General features: G+C 40.6%; 17 protein-coding genes. 5 read left to right on the forward strand and 12 right to left on the reverse strand.

What is annotated here, in order from left to right:
- The first annotated feature begins 34 nt into the window (after nt 1-34).
- Genes EHQ64_RS13970 through EHQ64_RS13985 form a run of 4 tightly spaced genes read left to right on the forward strand, consistent with a single transcriptional unit; the run spans nt 35 to nt 4,485 of the window.
- On the forward strand, nt 35-1,039 hold the full coding sequence (locus EHQ64_RS13970) for an LIC_10202 family protein (protein WP_135650204.1): 1,005 nt from the start codon (nt 35-37) through the stop codon (nt 1,037-1,039).
- Entirely contained in the window at nt 1,036-2,136 is a 1,101-nt protein-coding gene (locus tag EHQ64_RS13975; protein WP_135650206.1) for a glycosyltransferase, read from the forward strand. The genes EHQ64_RS13970 and EHQ64_RS13975 overlap by 4 nt, the downstream gene beginning before the upstream one ends.
- The gene (locus EHQ64_RS13980) at nt 2,133-3,203 is read left to right on the forward strand and encodes a glycosyltransferase family 4 protein (RefSeq protein ID WP_135650208.1); all 1,071 of its coding nucleotides are present in this window, start codon (nt 2,133-2,135) and stop codon (nt 3,201-3,203) included. The genes EHQ64_RS13975 and EHQ64_RS13980 overlap by 4 nt, the downstream gene beginning before the upstream one ends.
- 10 nt (nt 3,204-3,213) lie before the next feature.
- Nucleotides 3,214-4,485 (forward strand): glycosyltransferase family 4 protein, encoded by a 1,272-nt coding sequence (locus EHQ64_RS13985; RefSeq protein WP_246048770.1) that lies wholly within the window; start codon nt 3,214-3,216, stop codon nt 4,483-4,485.
- 1 nt (nt 4,486) lies between these two features.
- Here EHQ64_RS13985 and EHQ64_RS13990 read toward each other — a convergent pair whose 3' ends face one another.
- The 4 genes from EHQ64_RS13990 to EHQ64_RS14005 form a co-directional block, all read right to left on the reverse strand.
- Nucleotides 4,487-4,807 (reverse strand): DMT family transporter, encoded by a 321-nt coding sequence (locus tag EHQ64_RS13990; RefSeq protein ID WP_135650212.1) that lies wholly within the window; start codon nt 4,805-4,807, stop codon nt 4,487-4,489.
- Between the two features lie 65 nt (nt 4,808-4,872).
- Nucleotides 4,873-5,691: an inositol monophosphatase family protein gene (locus EHQ64_RS13995; RefSeq protein ID WP_135650214.1), complete on the reverse strand. Its 819-nt coding sequence runs from the start codon at nt 5,689-5,691 to the stop codon at nt 4,873-4,875.
- A gap of 83 nt (nt 5,692-5,774) precedes the next feature.
- The gene (locus EHQ64_RS14000; RefSeq protein ID WP_135650216.1) at nt 5,775-6,131 is read right to left on the reverse strand and encodes a YkvA family protein; all 357 of its coding nucleotides are present in this window, start codon (nt 6,129-6,131) and stop codon (nt 5,775-5,777) included.
- Nucleotides 6,132-6,209: 78 nt separating this feature from the next.
- Nucleotides 6,210-7,148: an RluA family pseudouridine synthase gene (locus EHQ64_RS14005; protein WP_135650218.1), complete on the reverse strand. Its 939-nt coding sequence runs from the start codon at nt 7,146-7,148 to the stop codon at nt 6,210-6,212.
- A gap of 148 nt (nt 7,149-7,296) precedes the next feature.
- Between EHQ64_RS14005 and loa22 the strand changes: the two genes are divergently transcribed.
- Complete coding sequence (loa22, locus tag EHQ64_RS14010) at nt 7,297-7,863, forward strand: OmpA family outer membrane lipoprotein Loa22 (protein WP_135650220.1); 567 nt, start codon at nt 7,297-7,299, stop codon at nt 7,861-7,863.
- Nucleotides 7,864-7,952: 89 nt separating this feature from the next.
- Here loa22 and fumC read toward each other — a convergent pair whose 3' ends face one another.
- From fumC to rnpA, 8 genes are all read right to left on the reverse strand, one after another.
- Nucleotides 7,953-9,347, reverse strand: coding sequence for a class II fumarate hydratase (gene fumC / locus EHQ64_RS14015; protein WP_135650222.1), 1,395 nt, complete (start codon nt 9,345-9,347; stop codon nt 7,953-7,955).
- 85 nt (nt 9,348-9,432) lie between these two features.
- Nucleotides 9,433-11,550, reverse strand: a complete 2,118-nt coding sequence (locus EHQ64_RS14020) for a hypothetical protein (protein WP_135650223.1) — start codon at nt 11,548-11,550, stop codon at nt 9,433-9,435.
- Nucleotides 11,551-11,688: 138 nt separating this feature from the next.
- Complete coding sequence (locus EHQ64_RS14025) at nt 11,689-12,951, reverse strand: malic enzyme-like NAD(P)-binding protein (protein WP_135650225.1); 1,263 nt, start codon at nt 12,949-12,951, stop codon at nt 11,689-11,691.
- 129 nt (nt 12,952-13,080) lie between these two features.
- Nucleotides 13,081-14,457 (reverse strand): tRNA uridine-5-carboxymethylaminomethyl(34) synthesis GTPase MnmE, encoded by a 1,377-nt coding sequence (gene mnmE, locus EHQ64_RS14030; protein ID WP_135650227.1) that lies wholly within the window; start codon nt 14,455-14,457, stop codon nt 13,081-13,083.
- A 6-nt stretch (nt 14,458-14,463) separates the two neighbouring features.
- Entirely contained in the window at nt 14,464-15,174 is a 711-nt protein-coding gene (gene jag / locus EHQ64_RS14035) for an RNA-binding cell elongation regulator Jag/EloR (protein ID WP_135650229.1), read from the reverse strand.
- 22 nt (nt 15,175-15,196) lie between these two features.
- Nucleotides 15,197-17,053 (reverse strand): membrane protein insertase YidC, encoded by a 1,857-nt coding sequence (gene yidC / locus EHQ64_RS14040; protein ID WP_135650231.1) that lies wholly within the window; start codon nt 17,051-17,053, stop codon nt 15,197-15,199.
- 2 nt (nt 17,054-17,055) lie between these two features.
- Nucleotides 17,056-17,283, reverse strand: a complete 228-nt coding sequence (gene yidD, locus EHQ64_RS14045) for a membrane protein insertion efficiency factor YidD (RefSeq protein WP_135650233.1) — start codon at nt 17,281-17,283, stop codon at nt 17,056-17,058.
- Nucleotides 17,280-17,600 carry a ribonuclease P protein component gene (gene rnpA, locus EHQ64_RS14050; RefSeq protein WP_135650599.1) on the reverse strand — a complete coding sequence of 107 codons (321 nt, stop codon included), beginning with the start codon at nt 17,598-17,600 and terminating at the stop codon, nt 17,280-17,282. Before rnpA ends, yidD begins: the two co-directional genes overlap by 4 nt.

Genomic DNA, 17,600 nt, shown 5'->3' on the forward strand with positions numbered 1-17,600 from the left:
AGAAAAAAACAATCGAATAAAAGTCCGGGCCCTCATGGAAGAAAGATCTTCAGACATTATAGAAATCAAGGACAGCTCGGTCAATGTCCGCGAGCTCATGGAAGAAATAGAATCCAGGCTTGCTAGACGCCCAGTATCCAAGGAAGAATTAGAAAGACTTTCCCGTTGGAAATTTTCTCCTCAATCTCCGGAAGGATATCGTGAATTTGATGCTGCGGAAACTGCACATTTATTCGAAAAAGGGATCTCTCCTCCTAAATTCACTAATCCAAAATTCAAATACATTCGTGGTCCAATTAGATGGTTCTTCATCAAACTGATTGAACTGTATGCATTCTTAGACAAAAAACTTTCCGAAAATAGGACCAGGGCATTTTATAGCGTCTTAAATGAACTCATTCTTCTCAGAGGAGATCACGAGAAGTTAAAACGTAAGTTCGAAAAATTTTATAATGAATTTGTAGAACTGAACTATTCTTTAAAAAGAAAGATACATCCCGAATTCGTATGGTCCAATGAATTTTTATACGAAGAAGAATCGCTAGAAGAAAGCGAAACAGTGATCCTTTCCAGATTGAATCCTGGAGATTCCGTCCTCGCAATCAATCCCGAATGGGGAAAATTCCTAAAACAATTACTAAAATCCCAGATTGATTTTAAAGCGATCACATGGAATGAACCTCAATATTCTTATATCAAAGAACATATTACAAATTCGATCCAGTTCCTTTCTTTCGAAGAGATACTTCCAGAATCCCCTCTTCCTTCTAAGATAATTTCCAGTTCAAATCTTTGTCTTTTACCTAACTGGGTCTTAGAAAAACTATTTAGAAGTCTAGCTGCTAAAACTAACCCTGGGACAGAGTTCTTATTTAGATATTCTAATTATTCCAATAGAATGGCTTCTCCATTCCAGCCAGTGCTTCTGACCCAGATCAGCGAATCTTCCTTTAGGGAATTTCTACATAAATTAGGTTTTAAGAATATAGTAGATACCAAAGTCGGAGACGGCTTCTCCGTATTCAGTTTCAGAAAATGAACGCCTACATTCATATTTCCGAATTTAGAGATAAAGACGGTATCGGCAATGACATCAAAGGCCTGAAAGAAGTTCTAAATTCTTCCGGGATAGAAACTAAGATCGTTTGTGAGAATGACTTAAGCGACGGTTCCATTCCAACCTTAAGAATAGACGATCTATCTCAAGAAGAGAAATTATCTTCTGATTCAGTGCATATTTTGGAATACGGCGGTTCAGGATATCCGATAGACCCCTTTATTTCTTTTCCCGGAAAAAAATTCATCCGTTACCAGAACATCACTCCCCCTAAATTTTTTAAACCATTTGTGAGTTCCGAAATTTTTAGAGGTTTCGAGTTGGATTACAAAAAATCCATATTAGAATTACATAAACTAAAAAGATTTTCGGAATGTTTTCTTTCCAGCTCCAAATACAGTGCCTCCAATTTAGAAGATCTGAATATCACCAATTCTAAAGTCCTTCCCATAGTACGAAAATACGGATGGAAGGGAGAACGAAGGAGTTCCAAAAACGGTCATACTTTAGGGTATGTGGGAAGATTAGTCCCGAGCAAAAAAATAGAAGATCTGATCCTTCTCGCTTACTTTTTAAAAAGGATAGATCCTAAATATAGAATTCTTTTGATCGGAAATGTGCCCGGAATTTTTGAAACGTATTTTAATAACTTAAAACAAATGGTCCGGGAATTAGGGATCGGTGGAAATATACAATTCCGAATGGGAGTTCAAGACTCGGAACTTCCTAGATTTTGGGAAGAAATGGACGCTTACATTAGTATGAGCGAACATGAAGGTTTCGGGATACCTTTAGTAGAAGCATTAAGTTATGATCTTCCCGTATTCGCCTACGCTTGCACTGCAGTTCCTGAAACTTTAAAAGGAGCAGGATATTTGTTCCGAAAGAAAGATCTGAATAATTTGGAAAAACTATCCGAGTGGATCCATTATATTTTGGAATCTCAATCTTCTGCAAGGCCAATAGACGGACATTTCGCTTCTGCGAAAAGAAGAGAAGTATGTATGGATTACGACTCCATGCCGTACGGAAGGGTCTTAAAACAAATATTTACATTCAAAGAGGCGATTGCCTCATGATTTTCAGTAGAAAGGGTGTGCATCAGTTTGCCGCAGGCTTTAATATAGGAGATGCAATTTCGAACGAAATGAATTCCTTACGATCTGTTTTCAAACGGATCGGATATTCTTCCGAAATTTTTGCGGAAAATACAGGGCCAGGCACGGATACTTTTGTAAAAAAGTACAAGGCCTATTCTTCCAAAAATAGCGACATACTTGTATATCATCATTCCATCCATTCGGAAGTTCTCGAAACGCTACTTAAGAATAAAAATTCTAAAATCTTAATATATCATAATGTGACTCCCGGTCATTTTTTCGAAAAATACGATCTAAAACTCACGTATCTACTCCGAAAAGGAAGAGAGGAACTCGAATCTTTACGAGATAAGTTCGATAAAGTATTTGCTGTTTCAGAATTTAATAGATCGGAACTTTTAGAGATCGGCTTCGAAAATGTAGGTTTGCTTCCGATCACCTATCAACTTCCTCAAGGAAAACAAATTAAAGAGATCCCTCTGAAAAACAAATCGAATATCCCTCGTTTTCTATTCGTAGGTAGGATCACTCCGAACAAAAAGCAAGACGACCTGATCCGATTTGCATTCCATTATCTAAAAACCTACGGCCCCGAATTCCAATTATTTATGGTGGGTTTTAGTTCCAAAGAGCTGTACTTGTATAGAGAAGAGCTGGAACGTATGCTTGATTTTTATAAATTGAGAAGAAATGTTATCATCACGGATTTTTTATCTGATGAAGAATTGAAATCCATGTACCAGACTTGCGACCTATTCGTATCTATGAGTGAACATGAAGGATTTTGCGTGCCTTTATTGGAAGCCATGGTCCATAATATCCCGATCCTTGCGTTCGATGGAGGCGCCGTCGGTGAAACACTTTCAGGTGCAGGGATCCTATTTAATGAAAAACGAATGGATATGATCGTGGAATTAGCTCATAGAATAGTGACCGATAAAGATCTAAAAGATAAAATTTTAGAAACCCAAAGAAAACGTTTGTCCACATTCTCCCAGATCAATCCTGAAACCGTATTGAGGCCGGTCCTTGCTCAACTCTCGTAGAAGACTCGCGGTGGTTACCCCTATTTTTTCGGACCATATTTCGGGAGGTTCCGAAAAATTAATCTATCAATATACCTTAATACTCTCTAAGTTTTATGAGGTTACCGTCCTTGCCAGCCGCTCTCTGGATTATATCACTTGGAAAAACCAGATTGCTGTTAAAGATCTTGAACCGGTTTTGCTTGGTAAGGATCTGGAAAAAAAAGTAAGCAGAGAATGGCTCGAACCGGAAGAAGGAAATCGGATCCGAATACTTAGATTTTCCGTAGATAAGGAAAGAGATATTTCTAAGTTTAATAAATTCTCGGAGAAACTTTTTAGAAACTCTGAATTCGGAAAAAACAAATTCAAATCCCAAGAAGAGAAAGAAAGGATCTGGGTGGATATGCAAGGTCCTTATTGTCCTGATTTGATCCAATATATCGAAACAAACGAAAGAGATTACGACGTATTCGTATTCGTATCTTATCTTTATTATCCGATGGTTTACGGTCTTCCTTTAGTCGCAAAAAAATCCGTAGTTATTCCTACATTGCATGACGAACCTCCTGCTAAACTTTCGGTTTATTCCAACTTATTCAAAGATGATTCAGCTTACTGTTTTAATACTCCGGAAGAAAAAGAACTCTTTCACAAATTATACGGATATGAACCGAGTCTTGGAAATGTGATCGGAATGCATTTGGAAATCCCGGAAGAACCCGAGATCAAAAAACAGATCCAAAAAGTCGGCTCCGATCCTTTTCAATTTCTTTATGTAGGAAGGATCGATGAAGGGAAAGGCGTGTTGGAGATGGCACAGTTTTTTTCCGATTGGCAAAGAAAAAGCAGTCGAAACGACAAACTGATCCTCGCGGGAAGAGGAGATATTAAGCTCATGCAGAAATTATTAAAATTCCCGCATGTTTCTTCCTTAGGCTTTGTAAGCGAAGAAGAAAAGAACGAACTTCTCAAATCTTCCGACATATTGATCAATCCTTCCCCTATGGAAAGTTTTTCCATCATAATTATGGAAGCATGGACCCGAGGAAAAGCGATCCTAGTAAACGGAAGATCGGACGTATTAAAAGGACATTGTATCCGAAGTAATGGCGGGCTTTTTTATTCAGACCTGGACAGCTTTTGTGCAGTGGCAGAGTATCTAGTCAATCATTCTAAAGAAAGAGAAGAAATGGGTTCGAATGGAAAACGTTACGTGCAAGCGAACTTCAATCCAGATATTGTAGAAAAGAAGATCGCTCATATTGTGGAAAGATGTATTCGGAGAAGATATTCGGAGTAAACTATTCTCCCCCCAAAAATTTTAATCCGATCACCGAAAGGATCAATGTAGAAAGAAAGAACACCCTCCAAAGATTGATCGAATCTCCAAAAAAAAGAATACCGATAATTGCAGTTCCCGCGGCCCCAATCCCGGTCCATACAGCATAAGCGGTTCCGAGAGAAATTCCCTGAGTTGCCTTATTTAAAAAATAGAAACTTAGGATAGAAAAAAACAAAAAACCTAAACTATATTTCCAGTCCTTAAAACCGTCGGAAAGTTTCATACATGTTGTAAATCCGACTTCGAAAAATCCTGCGAGCACCAATTGGATCCAGTTCATAGATCCAATTTGGGACGAGGTATTTTGGGGGAAACGAAAGTTTCGTTTTATCTGTGAAATGATCTTTAAGGAAGATCTAAAAATTCTTCCAAGATCTCGACCATTCTTTCGTGAAGAACACCATTGGAAGCGATTAGATTATTCACATAAGGATGAAATGTGTTATTGGCGTAAGTGCTTAATTTACCGCCAGCTTCTTGCAAAATGGCTGCAGCCGCGGTCATGTCCCAAGGTTTCAGATCTTCTTCCCAAAATGCGTCAAACTTACCTTCCGCAACCCAGCAAATATCCAAACCAGCGGATCCAGTTCTTCGAACACCTCTAGATCTTAAAATAAAATTTCTAAGATTGAACATCAAGCGATCGATCTTCTCTTCTCTATCATAAGGAAACCCTGTACAGAGAAGCGCTTTTTTCATCTCTTTAGTTTGTGTAACCTTAATCGGAGTTTTATCCTTAAATGCCCCACCACCAAGCATTGCATGATATACTGTCCCGAGTGCAGGCATCGGAACGATCCCCATCACAACGGATTTTTTTTCTATATCTTCCAATCCGATACAACAGCAATACAACGGAATTCGATGCGAATAATTTACGGTCCCATCCAAAGGATCGATGATCCATTTGAACTGTGTATTTCCCTCGTAGTTAGTTCCTTCTTCCCCTAAGATATGATCGTTAGGAAATGCTTTTCGAATTTCGGAAACGATTAGTTCTTCCGATCCTTTGTCAGCTATGGTTACAAGATCCGATTCGATCGTTCCCTTGAAGGTAATTTGTAAGTCTTCTCTTTCATGAGTTTTTGTTAGAAACTCAGAGACGTTCGGAATGAAGTTTAAAAAATGTTGGTATCTAAGTTTGATTTCGTTTTCGTAGCTCATGATTGGAGAAGTTCAATAATTCTCTTGAGCTCAAGTTTTATAATAGAGGTAAGAAGGTAAAGAAGTAACCTCGATGGAAGGGCCTATTTTTCCGACTTCTCCCCCGAATTGGTATCGCCATAATTCGAATTTAGAAAATCGGAAGCCTTCTTCTTATGCTCTTCTTTAACGTAGATAGAAGCTGCACTTAGTACTGCGGCAACCACACTTGCATCGTCTATATATCCTAAACCAAAGAACACGTCCGGGATCGCATCAAAAGGAGTCAGAAAATATGCAAGTGCACCTGCAATCGTAAGTTTTGCCTTAAGAGGTGTAGAAGGATCCAACATCGCATAATAAAGAGAGATCGCATCCGCAAGGAAAGGAACCTTACCAGCAACCTTCTTAACTTTAGGCCAAAAACCTTCTTTAATCTTCTCTATCTTATCTTCTTCCATATAGATAAAACTGAAAACTCCTTGGATGATTCGACCGAGAATTCTTTCCGAAAATTCAATTTTTCAAGGAAAAGAATTTCAGAAATTCTCCAAATTATTCTCAAAATTTATGAACCTTTCCGGAAGATCTAGAACTACCTTCACTTCTTCTTTGGTAAAAGGGTCAATAAATTCCAACCAATAAGAAAGTAATAAAAGTCCGTAGTTTTGAAAGAGAGCGGCATTTCTGGAATAGAGTAAATCTCCTACAACCGGACTTCTCAAACTTTGAAAATGAACTCTGATCTGATGAGTTCTTCCGGTTTCCAGATCCGCCTCAACCAATGAGAACTTTCTTCCGTTCTTAGAAACGGCTGTTTTAAGGATTTGGTAATGTGTCACCGAAGCTCTTCCTTTAGGAGTTACAGTCATCTTGAGCCTTTCTACTGGATGTCTTCCAATCGGCTGATCGATCGTTCCTTCTCCCTCAGGCAAAGTTCCTTGGACCCAGGCTAAATATTTTTTAGTAATATTTCTTCTTCTGAACAACTCTGAAAGTTTTGCATGAGCGATATCATTCTTTGCAACTAGCATAATCCCTTCCGTAGGTTTATCCAATCGATGCACGATTCCCGGCCTTGCTTCTCCTCCGACACTGGAAAGTTCTTTAAACTTGTACAATAAACCGTTAACCAGTGTAGCAGATCTATCTCCTGGACCACTATGAGAGGCAATCCCTGCTGGCTTACGAATGATCAAATAATCCTTGGTTTCCTTTAAGATCTCTAGATCCATCTTGATCGGAGTTAAGTTCAGAGGAGGTTTGGGCGGTACAGAGATATGAAAGTTTTCACCAGGACTGACCTTGTAGGATGATTTCAGGATAATTTTTCCTTCTCCGTCTTTTACCCAACCTGAATCGATCCAATGTTGGATGGATGCTCTGGAGATCTCATCTCCTAAATAATCCTTTAAAAATCGATCAAGTCTGGATCCCTCCAAGTCGGCGTTAACTTCGGCATGAAGTTCCAGATTCATAATAGGTTCTCCTGAGAAATATAAGAGTTAGGAAAGCGAGCCTCTACCGGACGGAGGTTTAAAAAAGATTTCCCATTTTGTGAGAATAGGTATATTTTGGATAAATTCATCGAAATCACCCCTACCCTAATCAAGGAAGGAATACAAAATGGTAAAAAAAATTCTCAATATCCTGCTCATTGGTGCAACGGTTTTTTCATTAGCACTCTGCTCTTCCGGAGATAGCAAAGACCAAGCTGCTCCAGAGCCTGGATCAGAACAAAATTCAGCAGCTTCTCGTAACGTCAATGTAGACTCTCCTGCAGACGCTATCAATAATCAAATTAAAGATTTCCGCTATCCAGACGGAATTACTCGTCCTGGTTTCAGCTACAAAAAAGCAGACGTTAGCGCTGGCGATTTCAGCGAGTGGGCAAAAGTAAATATCTCTGTTCTTAAAGACGGAATTTCCAAACTTCCTGATTCTTGGGCTTTAGAGATCACTGGACACACTGACCAAGTAGGTCCTGAAGAAGCTGAAGGCGACAAAAAAGGAAACGTTTTCTACGGAGAAATTCGTGCAAAAGCGGTTAAACAATCCTTAGTAAAACAAGGAATTCCTGCAGCACGTATCGTTGTGAAAAGTGCAGGTTCTTCTTCTCCAGTTTCCGGATTGGATGCAAAAGATCCTAAAAACCGCAGAGTTACCTTCAAATTTGTGTCGGTCCAACCTTAATCGTTAGGGTATCGATTTGAATTAAAAAGGGCGGTGATTGACCGCCCTTTTTTTATATCTTCAGGAATGATCCGAAAGATCTTTTAGAATCAATCCACACTCGGAGAGATCATCTTCTCAGGAAGAACCCACTGATCAAACTGCTCTGAAGTTAATAAGCCGAGCTCGATCCCGGACTCTTTCAAACTAGTTCCTTTTTTGTGAGCGTTCTTTGCGATCTTCGCCGCATTATCATAGCCGATATAAGGGTTTAGCGCAGTCACAAGCATCAAACTGTTCTTCAAATGTTCTTTGATCTTATCTTTGTTCGGCTCGATCCCTCTTGCACAATGTTCTTCGAAAGAAACTGCAGAGTCAGCCAATAGTCTGATAGAGTTCAGAACATTATGGATGATCAGAGGTTTGAAAACATTCAGCTCGAAATTTCCGGATGCTCCACCGATATTCACCGCAACATCGTTTGCAATTACTTGAGAAGCAACCATAGTCATTTGTTCTGACTGGGTCGGATTCACTTTTCCCGGCATGATAGAAGACCCGGGCTCGTTTTCCGGAATAGAGATCTCACCGATCCCACATCTTGGTCCGGAAGAAAGCCAGCGAACATCGTTCGCGATTTTCATAAAAGAAGCTGCGATCGTTTTTAATACACCATGAGTTTCCACCAAAGAATCATGAGCTGCAAGAGCTTCGAATTTATTCTCAGCAGAAGTAAAAGGAAGTCCTGTTTCTTTTGCGATCTGAGCAGCAGCTTTTAAAGCAAACTCAGGATGAGTGTTCAATCCTGTTCCTACAGCAGTCCCGCCTAAAGCGAGTCTATATACGGAAGGAAGAACAGACTTCACTCTTTCAATATTGTACTCCAATTGTTTTACATAACCGGAGAATTCCTGGCCTAAAGTCAGAGGAGTCGCGTCTTGTAAGTGAGTTCTTCCGATCTTGATAATGTCAGTAAACTCAGAGGATTTTTTCTTCAGAGTTTCTTTTAATTGTTCCAATGCAGGAAGAAGTTTATTCACCAATTGTTCCGCAGCAGCGATATGCATTGCTGTAGGAAAAGTATCGTTGGAAGATTGAGCCTTATTCACATCGTCGTTCGGATGGATCGGCTTTTTAGAACCTTTTGTTCCACCGGCAATCTCGATCGCACGATTTGAAATGACCTCGTTAGAGTTCATATTCGTTTGAGTTCCGGAACCTGTTTGCCAAACACTTAAAGGAAAATGTTCATCCAGTTTTCCGGAGATCACTTCGTCTGCAGCTTGTACGATCAGATTTTTTTTCTCGTCTGTCAAAAGTCCGAGTTGAGCGTTTACGATCGCTGCGGATTTTTTTAGAACTCCGAGTGCTCGTATCATTTCCCTTGGGAAACGATCGTTTCCAATATGAAAGTGGTGAAGAGATCTTTCGGTTTGAGCGCCCCAATATTTGGAATCGTCTACTGCGATTTCTCCCATGGAATCGGTTTCGATCCTAGTTTTCATGAATCCTCCGTTCAATAATTATGAATTGATCGGGTTGGATCTTACTAAATTCGAATCAGAAGTTTCGGGAAAACTCGGTATTCAATCACTCGTCTCGGAACTTGCGGAGAGTATCTGCTAATGCTGCAAATTCCGGTTTTTTGGCGGTGACATTCTCCAAATATTCCAAGGTAGAATCCAACCAGGCGGAATCGGATTCTAATTCTTTCCGGATAAACACATGCCGGATAGAATTCATAGATCGAATCTCGATATATCTCCGCTTCTGGTCATAATACATAAGGTCGGCTACTTTGTCTTTTCCGAATTCCGGAGAAGAAGTAGCATTCACTACTTCATCCAACCAGATAATTCCATTGTTCCTACGATCCACATAATCTATGGATTTTTGGACTTTGGCTGGGATCAAAGTGGATTTCTCCTTAGGTCCCATAAGAACTCCCAAAGACTTTTTCTTTTTAAGAGGCTCTTTCTCAGGCTCTGCAGAAGTTTTAGCACCGGAAGAAGATGGGGTCTTTTTACCTTGTTTAGAAGATGAATACTCGTCAGAAGGTTCTATATCCTTCTTGCTTGTAGGAGGGGAAAAGTTAACCCCGAAAAGTCCAAGCAACCATTCTAATAATTTTACAATGAAGGACTTGGAATCTTGGATCGCCTTAAGCCTTTGTTTTTCGTTATCCTTTTCCCAATCCGCAATCGCTTTTGAAAGACGGATCTGTTCGTCTATTACGATTTCCGAATCCGTTCCTTCCACGACATCCTTTAAGAAAGCATAAATTCCCTTCGGCTGCCCGTTCTTTCGGATCAGAGTGTGGATCGATGTTCTTCTCTCTTTATTTGTAAGGAAAGAAGAGACTACGTTTTCTAAAGCTAATGCTACGATACCTGGAGAATTCCCCGTAACTTTTTCACGGGTTAGAATATCGTTTCTTGTTTTAAATCTTTCGAGTATCTGATCCAGGACTTCGGTTTTGGAAAGTCCCGCAGCTTGGATGGAAGAATCCTTAATTTTGATCGCGGCCAAATCCACAAGGATCGGTTCTTTAGACTCTCGAATACGAATTACGATATCGCTAAATGCTAAATTGATCAAAGACTCTTTTCTTAAAGTAGAAAGAGAATCCATGGATCCTAATAAGACTTCGAATGATTGTAGGAAGATATCCGAGCCTTCCCAAGTTTTTCCGGAAGTAAATGCAGGGTGTTTGGATAACTCTCTTAAAAAATCTTCGCCTTGCTCGAGTCCAGAAGGTCGGATCCAACCTGCCTGTTCTCCAGGAAGAAGAGACATCAGAATTTTTCTGGATAAACCTATGAATAATTCGAAAACAATTTCTAATTCCGTTTCTTCATTTGCATTCTTCTTTTTGGAATCTATGGAAGTATCTCCTACAAGCTCTTCCAAAGAAGGTTGTATCACATGGAATTCCAAATGAAGTCTTAGTAAAGGTGGCCTTGATCCTCTTTTGTCCAACGCAAGCAAAGCGTCCGGATTTGCTTTGATCTGACCCAAGAACTGGACGATCTCTCCAGGTTTCTTGCTTAATAGAGAGATCAAAGAAGTTAATATATCTTCTCTGATCTTAAAATTCCTTAGTAGAAAAGATTCCACAGAAAGGGTTTTAGTATTTCTCATGGAGTACGGAAGATTTTTAGAATCTTGGAAATCCAAAAGATTTCCCTTCTCATCCGTATTCAAATATTGGCGAATGACCCAGTCTCTTAATTCTCCGGCAGACCTTCTCTCCGCGAGATTGATATCTCTTCGGACTATAAACTGTAAAAATGACGCAGCCGATTGAGCTAAACATGCAGACTTGATCTTTTGGATCTGGTCTGCTCTTCTGGATGCAGGACGGATCGCAACATTTGCAAGCCCTAGTTCTTTTGTTTCTTCAGAAACGAATAAATACTGATAGAGAACGAATCCGTTTTTATCTTCGAAATATTTTAGATCTGCAGGTTTTAGAAATTGGAGTTGTTCGAACTTTGCTAAAGCGAACGGAGAATAATTAAATAAGAAGAAGTTTTCTACACCCTTTTCGATCAGATCCAAATCTCTCATCGCTTTTGGAGCGGTTTGTAATAGAAGATTTCGAAGTTCTTCTTCAGGGATCAGATCGACCCTATCTGCAGGTATAACACCCTCTTCCGAGAGCGGATTCGAAGCCGGGGGCGTGGAATTACTTTCCGTTTCGGGCATAAATCTTCCCTTTGCTCCGATCTGAATTTGGTCTTTGTACGAGTAGACCTACTTGTATATATTTTCGGAAACAAAACCCCGCTTTCTTGAGCGGGTTCTAAGGATTAGACGCTAAATTCTAAGGAATCCCGAATCGAATTAAGAACGCATCAGGCCTTCGAGGAAAGAGATATAATTTTCCCTACCTGGATAAGGTCTTCTTGCCGTCCCACTTTGGACTGCAGCTTCTGCGACCGCAGGAGCAACATGATACAGAACCCGTTGGTCAAATGGTTTCGGGATCAGATAATCCGGTCCGAACACAAACTTCTCTCCGCCGTATGCAAGACTAACTGCATCCGGAACATCCAATCTTGCGAGTTCCGCAAGTGCTCTTGCAGCAGCCAGCTTCATTTCTAGAGTAATATGTTTTGCACGAACATCCAGAGCACCTCTGAAGATGAATGGAAATCCAAGAACATTATTCACCTGGTTCGGCATATCGCTTCTTCCGGTTCCCATGATGATATCAGGGCGGACTTTTTTAGCGACTGCATAAGGAATTTCAGGATCAGGATTTGCTAATGCGAATATGACCGGATTTGGGGCCATGGACTTGACCATCTCTTCGGTCACCATATCCGCCACGGAAACGCCCACGAAGATATCCGCGTCTTGCATAACATCAGCAAGAGTTCGAGCGTTCGTTTTCTGAACGAATTTCTGTTTGGTAGAATTCAAGTCAGTTCTTTCGGAATGGATCACACCTTTAGTATCTACTAAGAAGATATGTTCTTTTCTGATGCCGATATGTTGTACGAGTTCTGCGATCGCGATCCCGGCAGCTCCTGCTCCACAAACCACAAGTTTAACATCGCTTGGACGTTTTTTATTGATCTCGAATGCGTTTAATAATCCCGCAACTGTGATGATCGCAGTTCCATGTTGGTCGTCATGGAATACCGGGATATTCATCCTTTTGATGAGTTCTTCTTCTATATAAAAACTTTCAGGAGCCTTGATATCTTCCAGGTTGATCCCACCGAAAGTAGGCTCTAACATCTTAACTGCTTTTACGAATTCTTCCGGATCTTTAGCATCGATCTCAATATCGTAGACGTCAATCCCAGCGAATTTTTTGAATAGTACTGCTTTTCCTTCCATAACCGGTTTTCCAGCTGCGGGGCCAATATCTCCCAGCCCTAAGACAGCGGTTCCGTTTGTGATGATCCCGACCAAATTTCCTTTGTTGGTATATTCATAGACCATGTCAGGATTTTCTTTGATCTCAAGGCAAGGATAGGCGACCCCAGGAGAGTACGCTAAGGATAGGTCGAAGGAATCTCGAGTCGGTTTTGTCGGAACAACTTGTATTTTACCCTTTGGATGAAGGGAATGATATTCGAGGGATTTTTCTCTCATATGATAAAACCAATTTTTTGGTGATCGGGCCTAGATTCTATCCTAATTCTGAAACAGCTAGGACTCTATACGGATTTACTTTCAATTTTCAAATACACCCGGGGCAACCGAACCATTTTAGCTTAAGAATTATTTTCCTACGCAAAATTTACTGAAAATTCTTCCTAAAATCTCCTCAGTATCGACTCTTCCGTTCACTTCACCGATTTGATCCAATGCGGAATCTATCTCTTTGATATAAATTTCCGCTGGAGCCTGTTCTTCCATAAGGATCAGGCAATTCTCTAGGCTACGAGTGATAGAAGAAAAATGAAATCGATTCCTTTCTTCCAAAAGGACATAATCTTCCGAACTTTCTAATCCCTGAAGTTTTTTAGAGACTTCTGAAATTAGAACATCCAATCCTTGTTTGGATTTGCAGGAAACTTCGACTAGAACGGTTCCAGGGTAATTTTTTTGCGAGATGATGTCGGAGTTCCAACTCGGATCTCTTATATCCGATTTATTTGCTGCGACAATCGCTCCTTCCAATTTAGAACGATTCTCTTCTGTGAATTTTTCCCAATCCGTTTTTTGAGAAACATCGATCACAAAAAGCCTGACATCGGCTTGGGAAAATTCTTTCTCACTTCTTTCGATTCCCATCTTTTCGATCTTGTCTCCGGTCTCTCTAACACCCGCAGTGTCGACTAGTCGGATCGGAATTCCGGAAAGAAGAAAATCCTCACTGATATAATCTCTAGTAGTTCCCGGAATTTCAGAGATGATGGATCTGTCTCTTCCTAAGATCAGATTCATCAAACTGGATTTTCCTGTATTCGGTTCTCCATATAAGACGACTCTACTTCTTTCCAAAAGTGTTTCCGTCTCGCTGGACTTTCGAAGAAGATTGGAACAAATATCCGCGATAGAACGGATCCTTTTTTTTCTTTCTTCGAAAGATTCAAAGGTAAGATCTTCTGTCGAGAAATCGATCTCTGCTTCGCATTCCGCTTTAAGCGAGATCAATTGGCTTCTAAGATTTGAGGCAAGGCGAGAAATTTCTCCGAATGCGTTTTTTTGAGCCAGCTCCAATTCGAATCTGGAACGAGCACCTATGATCCTTCCGATCGCTTCCGCTTCATTCAGATCTATTTTACCGTTTAAGAATGCTCTTTTAGTGAACTCACCTTGTTTTGCAGGTCTTGCTCCCGATTTAAACAAACATTCCAAAGCTTCCCTGAGTAAGATCGGATTTCCATGAGTATGGATCTCGCATAGATCTTCTCCAGTAAATGTATGAGGAGAAGAGAAGTATAAGAAAACGACTTGGTCTAGTTTCTTCTCCCCGTCTATAAAACGACAAGTGTAAGCGAATCTAGGTTTGATTGCAGAGATTGGAAAAGAATCTTCTTGGAAAGCTAAATGCTTGTAAGCAATGGAAAGAGCTTCCGGTCCGGAAATCCGCAGGATGCCGATCGCACCGGCTCCGGAAGCTGTTGAAATAGCTGCAATTGTATCAGCCACGACCGATCAGTAGTCGTTTACTTCCTCGAGTAAGTCCCCGTTAGGGCTTTTTTCGACGACGTCTTTGTACTTATGTCTGTCTTTCATCGGAATGATCCGAACTTTTTTGTAAGTTCCATTTCCTTCCGATCTGGTGAAAACTTTTTCGTTTTCTTGCAAAGCCATATGAACGATCCTTCTTTCGAAAGGGTTCATTGGTTCGAGCAATTTGGATTTACCGGATTTTGCGACGGAAGAAGCGACAGACTTACTTAAACGGATCAGAGATAATTCTCTTTTATCTCTATAAGATTCGGTATCCAGAACGATCTTACGACCGTGACGGATCTTTGAATCCACCATTAAGTTCACCAAAAATTGTAGAGCGTCTAAGGTCGCTCCTCTCTTTCCGATGATCAGTCCGGATTCGCGGCTGGTAAGTTCGATATAAATCTTACCGTCTACGTCTCCCATTCCTACCACTTCTGCTTCCACTCCCATCTTACGAAGAAGAGTTAAGACCACACCGTGGATGATTTTTTCCGCCGGAATATCGTAGTTAGAAACAAATGCTCTTACTACTGCCGGTTTTTTTTGTGTTAAACCTAAAAAGCCTGATTTACCGGATTCGACAGTTTCGAAACGAATGTCTCCCGGTTCCAGTCTTAAGGTTTCTAAAGCAACTTCTTCCGCCTCGGCTTTTGTTTTACCTTCGGCTTCGAAAATATAGTTTTCCATATCGTATCCTCGATATATGAATTCAGACTTTTACGGGTGTTCCGTCTTTTTTACGGATATTAGTCACCCATTGTTGAGCGATGGAAAGAACGTTAGTCACAGTCCAATACAATGTCAGTCCGGACGGCATACTCCAGAGGAAGAATACCATCATTACCGGCATCAAATACATCATCATTTTTTGGTTAGGGTCCGTCTGAACGGAAGTCAGCTTCATAGAAAGGAACTGAGTGCCCACCATCAATAATACCAACAAGTTAATGGAAACTCCCGCAGCAGCGATAAAAGGGATCGCAGGAGAAGTCCAGATAAAATCAGGTTCGCTCAAATCGGAAATCCAAAGGAAAGGAGATTTCCAAAGATCTATCGTATCCGCAAACGCAACATATAATGCAAAGAAGATAGGAAGCTGGATCAGCATAGGAAGACATCCGCCCAATTGAGAGAGAGGATTCATATTATGCTTTTTATAAAGTTCCAACATCTTCTCTTGGCGTTTTTCAGGATCCTTCGCGTATTTCTCGTTTATCTTTTTGAGTTCGGGAGAAAGAGCGCTCATCTTCTTCATAGCTTCTGCCTGCTTTTGGTTGAGCGGATAGAATACTAATTTGAATACTAAAGCGAATAGAAGGATACCGAAGCCGTAGCTTGGGATCGTGTATTTATAAGATTGTTGTAAGAACCAAACGATCCCGTTTCGGATCGGAGTAAAAATACCTTGGTTAAAGGATTTATTCAGGTCCGCACTTAAACCTGCAAACGCGGATTTAGGATTTTTGAAAGGATCCAATTTAGGATCACGGAATAACATTCCATCCCATTCTCTGATCCCTACGTAGTTTGCGAATTCAAGAGTTTCTTCTTTTCCTGCATCGACAGTGATAGAAGAATAAGCGAGAACAGTTCCTGTCTCGTTTTTCTTTCTATTATCTAATAGAATTCCTTCTGCCGGATGATTTAAAGTGTCGGATACCGCTAAGAAATAACGGCTTCCTGTTCCGGAGTAATCCACTCCTTCTCCAGTGCTCCAAACATCTTTATAGAATTCGTTTCCGTTCGGAGGCCCGAAGAAGAAATTACGGATCCCTTCCCAGAATCCCCAAGCGTCTCCACCGTCAGCGAAGTCTTTCTCGCTTCCGTCCATTCTATACACGCGGAAAAATTTAGAAAGTTCCTGAGTGGTTGCTTCTCTTTCCAAAGGAAGAGGTCCAAGACTCCCGAATGTTCTTAAGTATGCAGGTTTGTCTCTATCCCCGAAATAAAGTTTTTCTTTCCCAAGATTGGTAATTGAAATTTCGGTTTTGAAATAATTTTCATGAGGGAAGAATCGATACACTTTTTTGAGAAGGACTCCGTCTTTTGTAGCGGAGAACGTTACCGTTCCTTCTTCCTTATTTTCTTCCGCTTTGAAGTTGATATGATTCCATTCGGAAGTGGCAGCATCTTCTTTTCTATGAGAGAAGTTGAAATCGAAACCTTTTCCTCTGGAAAGTTCGATTGCCTTGATCTTCTCACCTTCTACTTCGATCTCTTGAAAATCAGCTCTGGTGATATTGATCTCGGTTCCTTCTATATTCTTATAATTTCGAATATAGAATTTTTCGATCCTTCCTCCCAGGCTTGAAAGAACTGCGATATGAGCCTCTGTTTTGAGGGTGATCGTTCTTACATCTTTGGAATTCGTAACCGGAACTGCCTGTTGCTTTTGCTCAGGCTTAGTTTCTTGTTTTACGTTTTCCTTATTTTCGGTAGCGGTTGTTTGTTCGGTTTTCTGTTGTTTAGGTTTTCCCGCTTCTGGGTTGAAGTAATAGGTTACTAAAAACCAAACTCCCATGGATAAAATTAAAGCGAGAAAAAGTCTGTTTTGTCTATCTTCCATTCCTATTTCCTTCTAGGGTTGGGTGGTAAAGGGTCATCGCCAGCGGCGAATAAAGGATTACATTTTAAAATGCGTTTGGTGCTGAGGTAAGTAGCTGATACGAAATCATATTCTTGGAACGCCTGAATTGCATATTCTGAACAACTTGGATGAAATCTGCAAGAGGGTGGAAGAATAGGTGAGATCCATCGTTTGTACAATTGGATCAGAAATACGGCCAGCTGGTTCATTTTAATTTTCGAGCCAATAGACCCAAACAAGCCAGAAGTTCGGTATGATCTTTTTCGAATAGTCCCGGTTTCGCAAGTATCGCGATATCGAAACCCTTAGGAAAAAAGCCCGCCGTTTCAGTTACGGCTGCTCTTAATCTTCTCCGTATCCGGTTTCTACGAACGGCCTTTCCGACCGAACGTTCAGGGCAGTAAAGGAACCTGTTTCTATCCAGGCCATTGCCCCTGTAAATCACCGTGAGAGGAGGATTGGTTACCCGTTTTCCGGAAGCAAAAAGTTCCCGGATATCCTTCTTAGATGTAAGTGTCTCTTCTAT

Source organism: Leptospira sarikeiensis (genome assembly GCF_004769615.1).
GTDB classification, from domain to species: domain Bacteria; phylum Spirochaetota; class Leptospiria; order Leptospirales; family Leptospiraceae; genus Leptospira_B; species Leptospira_B sarikeiensis.

Excerpts from the sequence above, each read along its gene's own strand:
- EHQ64_RS13970 (WP_135650204.1), top strand. The coding sequence starts at position 35 with ATGGAAGAAAGATCTTCAGACATTATAGAAATCAAGGACAGCTCGGTC.
- EHQ64_RS13975 (WP_135650206.1), top strand. The coding sequence starts at position 1,036 with ATGAACGCCTACATTCATATTTCCGAATTTAGAGATAAAGACGGTATC.
- EHQ64_RS13980 (WP_135650208.1), top strand. The coding sequence starts at position 2,133 with ATGATTTTCAGTAGAAAGGGTGTGCATCAGTTTGCCGCAGGCTTTAAT.
- EHQ64_RS13990 (WP_135650212.1), bottom strand. The coding sequence starts at position 4,807 with ATGAACTGGATCCAATTGGTGCTCGCAGGATTTTTCGAAGTCGGATTT.
- EHQ64_RS13995 (WP_135650214.1), bottom strand. The coding sequence starts at position 5,691 with ATGAGCTACGAAAACGAAATCAAACTTAGATACCAACATTTTTTAAAC.
- EHQ64_RS14000 (WP_135650216.1), bottom strand. The coding sequence starts at position 6,131 with ATGGAAGAAGATAAGATAGAGAAGATTAAAGAAGGTTTTTGGCCTAAA.
- EHQ64_RS14005 (WP_135650218.1), bottom strand. The coding sequence starts at position 7,148 with ATGAATCTGGAACTTCATGCCGAAGTTAACGCCGACTTGGAGGGATCC.
- loa22 (WP_135650220.1), top strand. The coding sequence starts at position 7,297 with ATGGTAAAAAAAATTCTCAATATCCTGCTCATTGGTGCAACGGTTTTT.
- fumC (WP_135650222.1), bottom strand. The coding sequence starts at position 9,347 with ATGAAAACTAGGATCGAAACCGATTCCATGGGAGAAATCGCAGTAGAC.
- EHQ64_RS14020 (WP_135650223.1), bottom strand. The coding sequence starts at position 11,550 with ATGCCCGAAACGGAAAGTAATTCCACGCCCCCGGCTTCGAATCCGCTC.
- EHQ64_RS14025 (WP_135650225.1), bottom strand. The coding sequence starts at position 12,951 with ATGAGAGAAAAATCCCTCGAATATCATTCCCTTCATCCAAAGGGTAAA.
- jag (WP_135650229.1), bottom strand. The coding sequence starts at position 15,174 with ATGGAAAACTATATTTTCGAAGCCGAAGGTAAAACAAAAGCCGAGGCG.
- yidC (WP_135650231.1), bottom strand. The coding sequence starts at position 17,053 with ATGGAAGATAGACAAAACAGACTTTTTCTCGCTTTAATTTTATCCATG.
- yidD (WP_135650233.1), bottom strand. The coding sequence starts at position 17,283 with ATGAACCAGCTGGCCGTATTTCTGATCCAATTGTACAAACGATGGATC.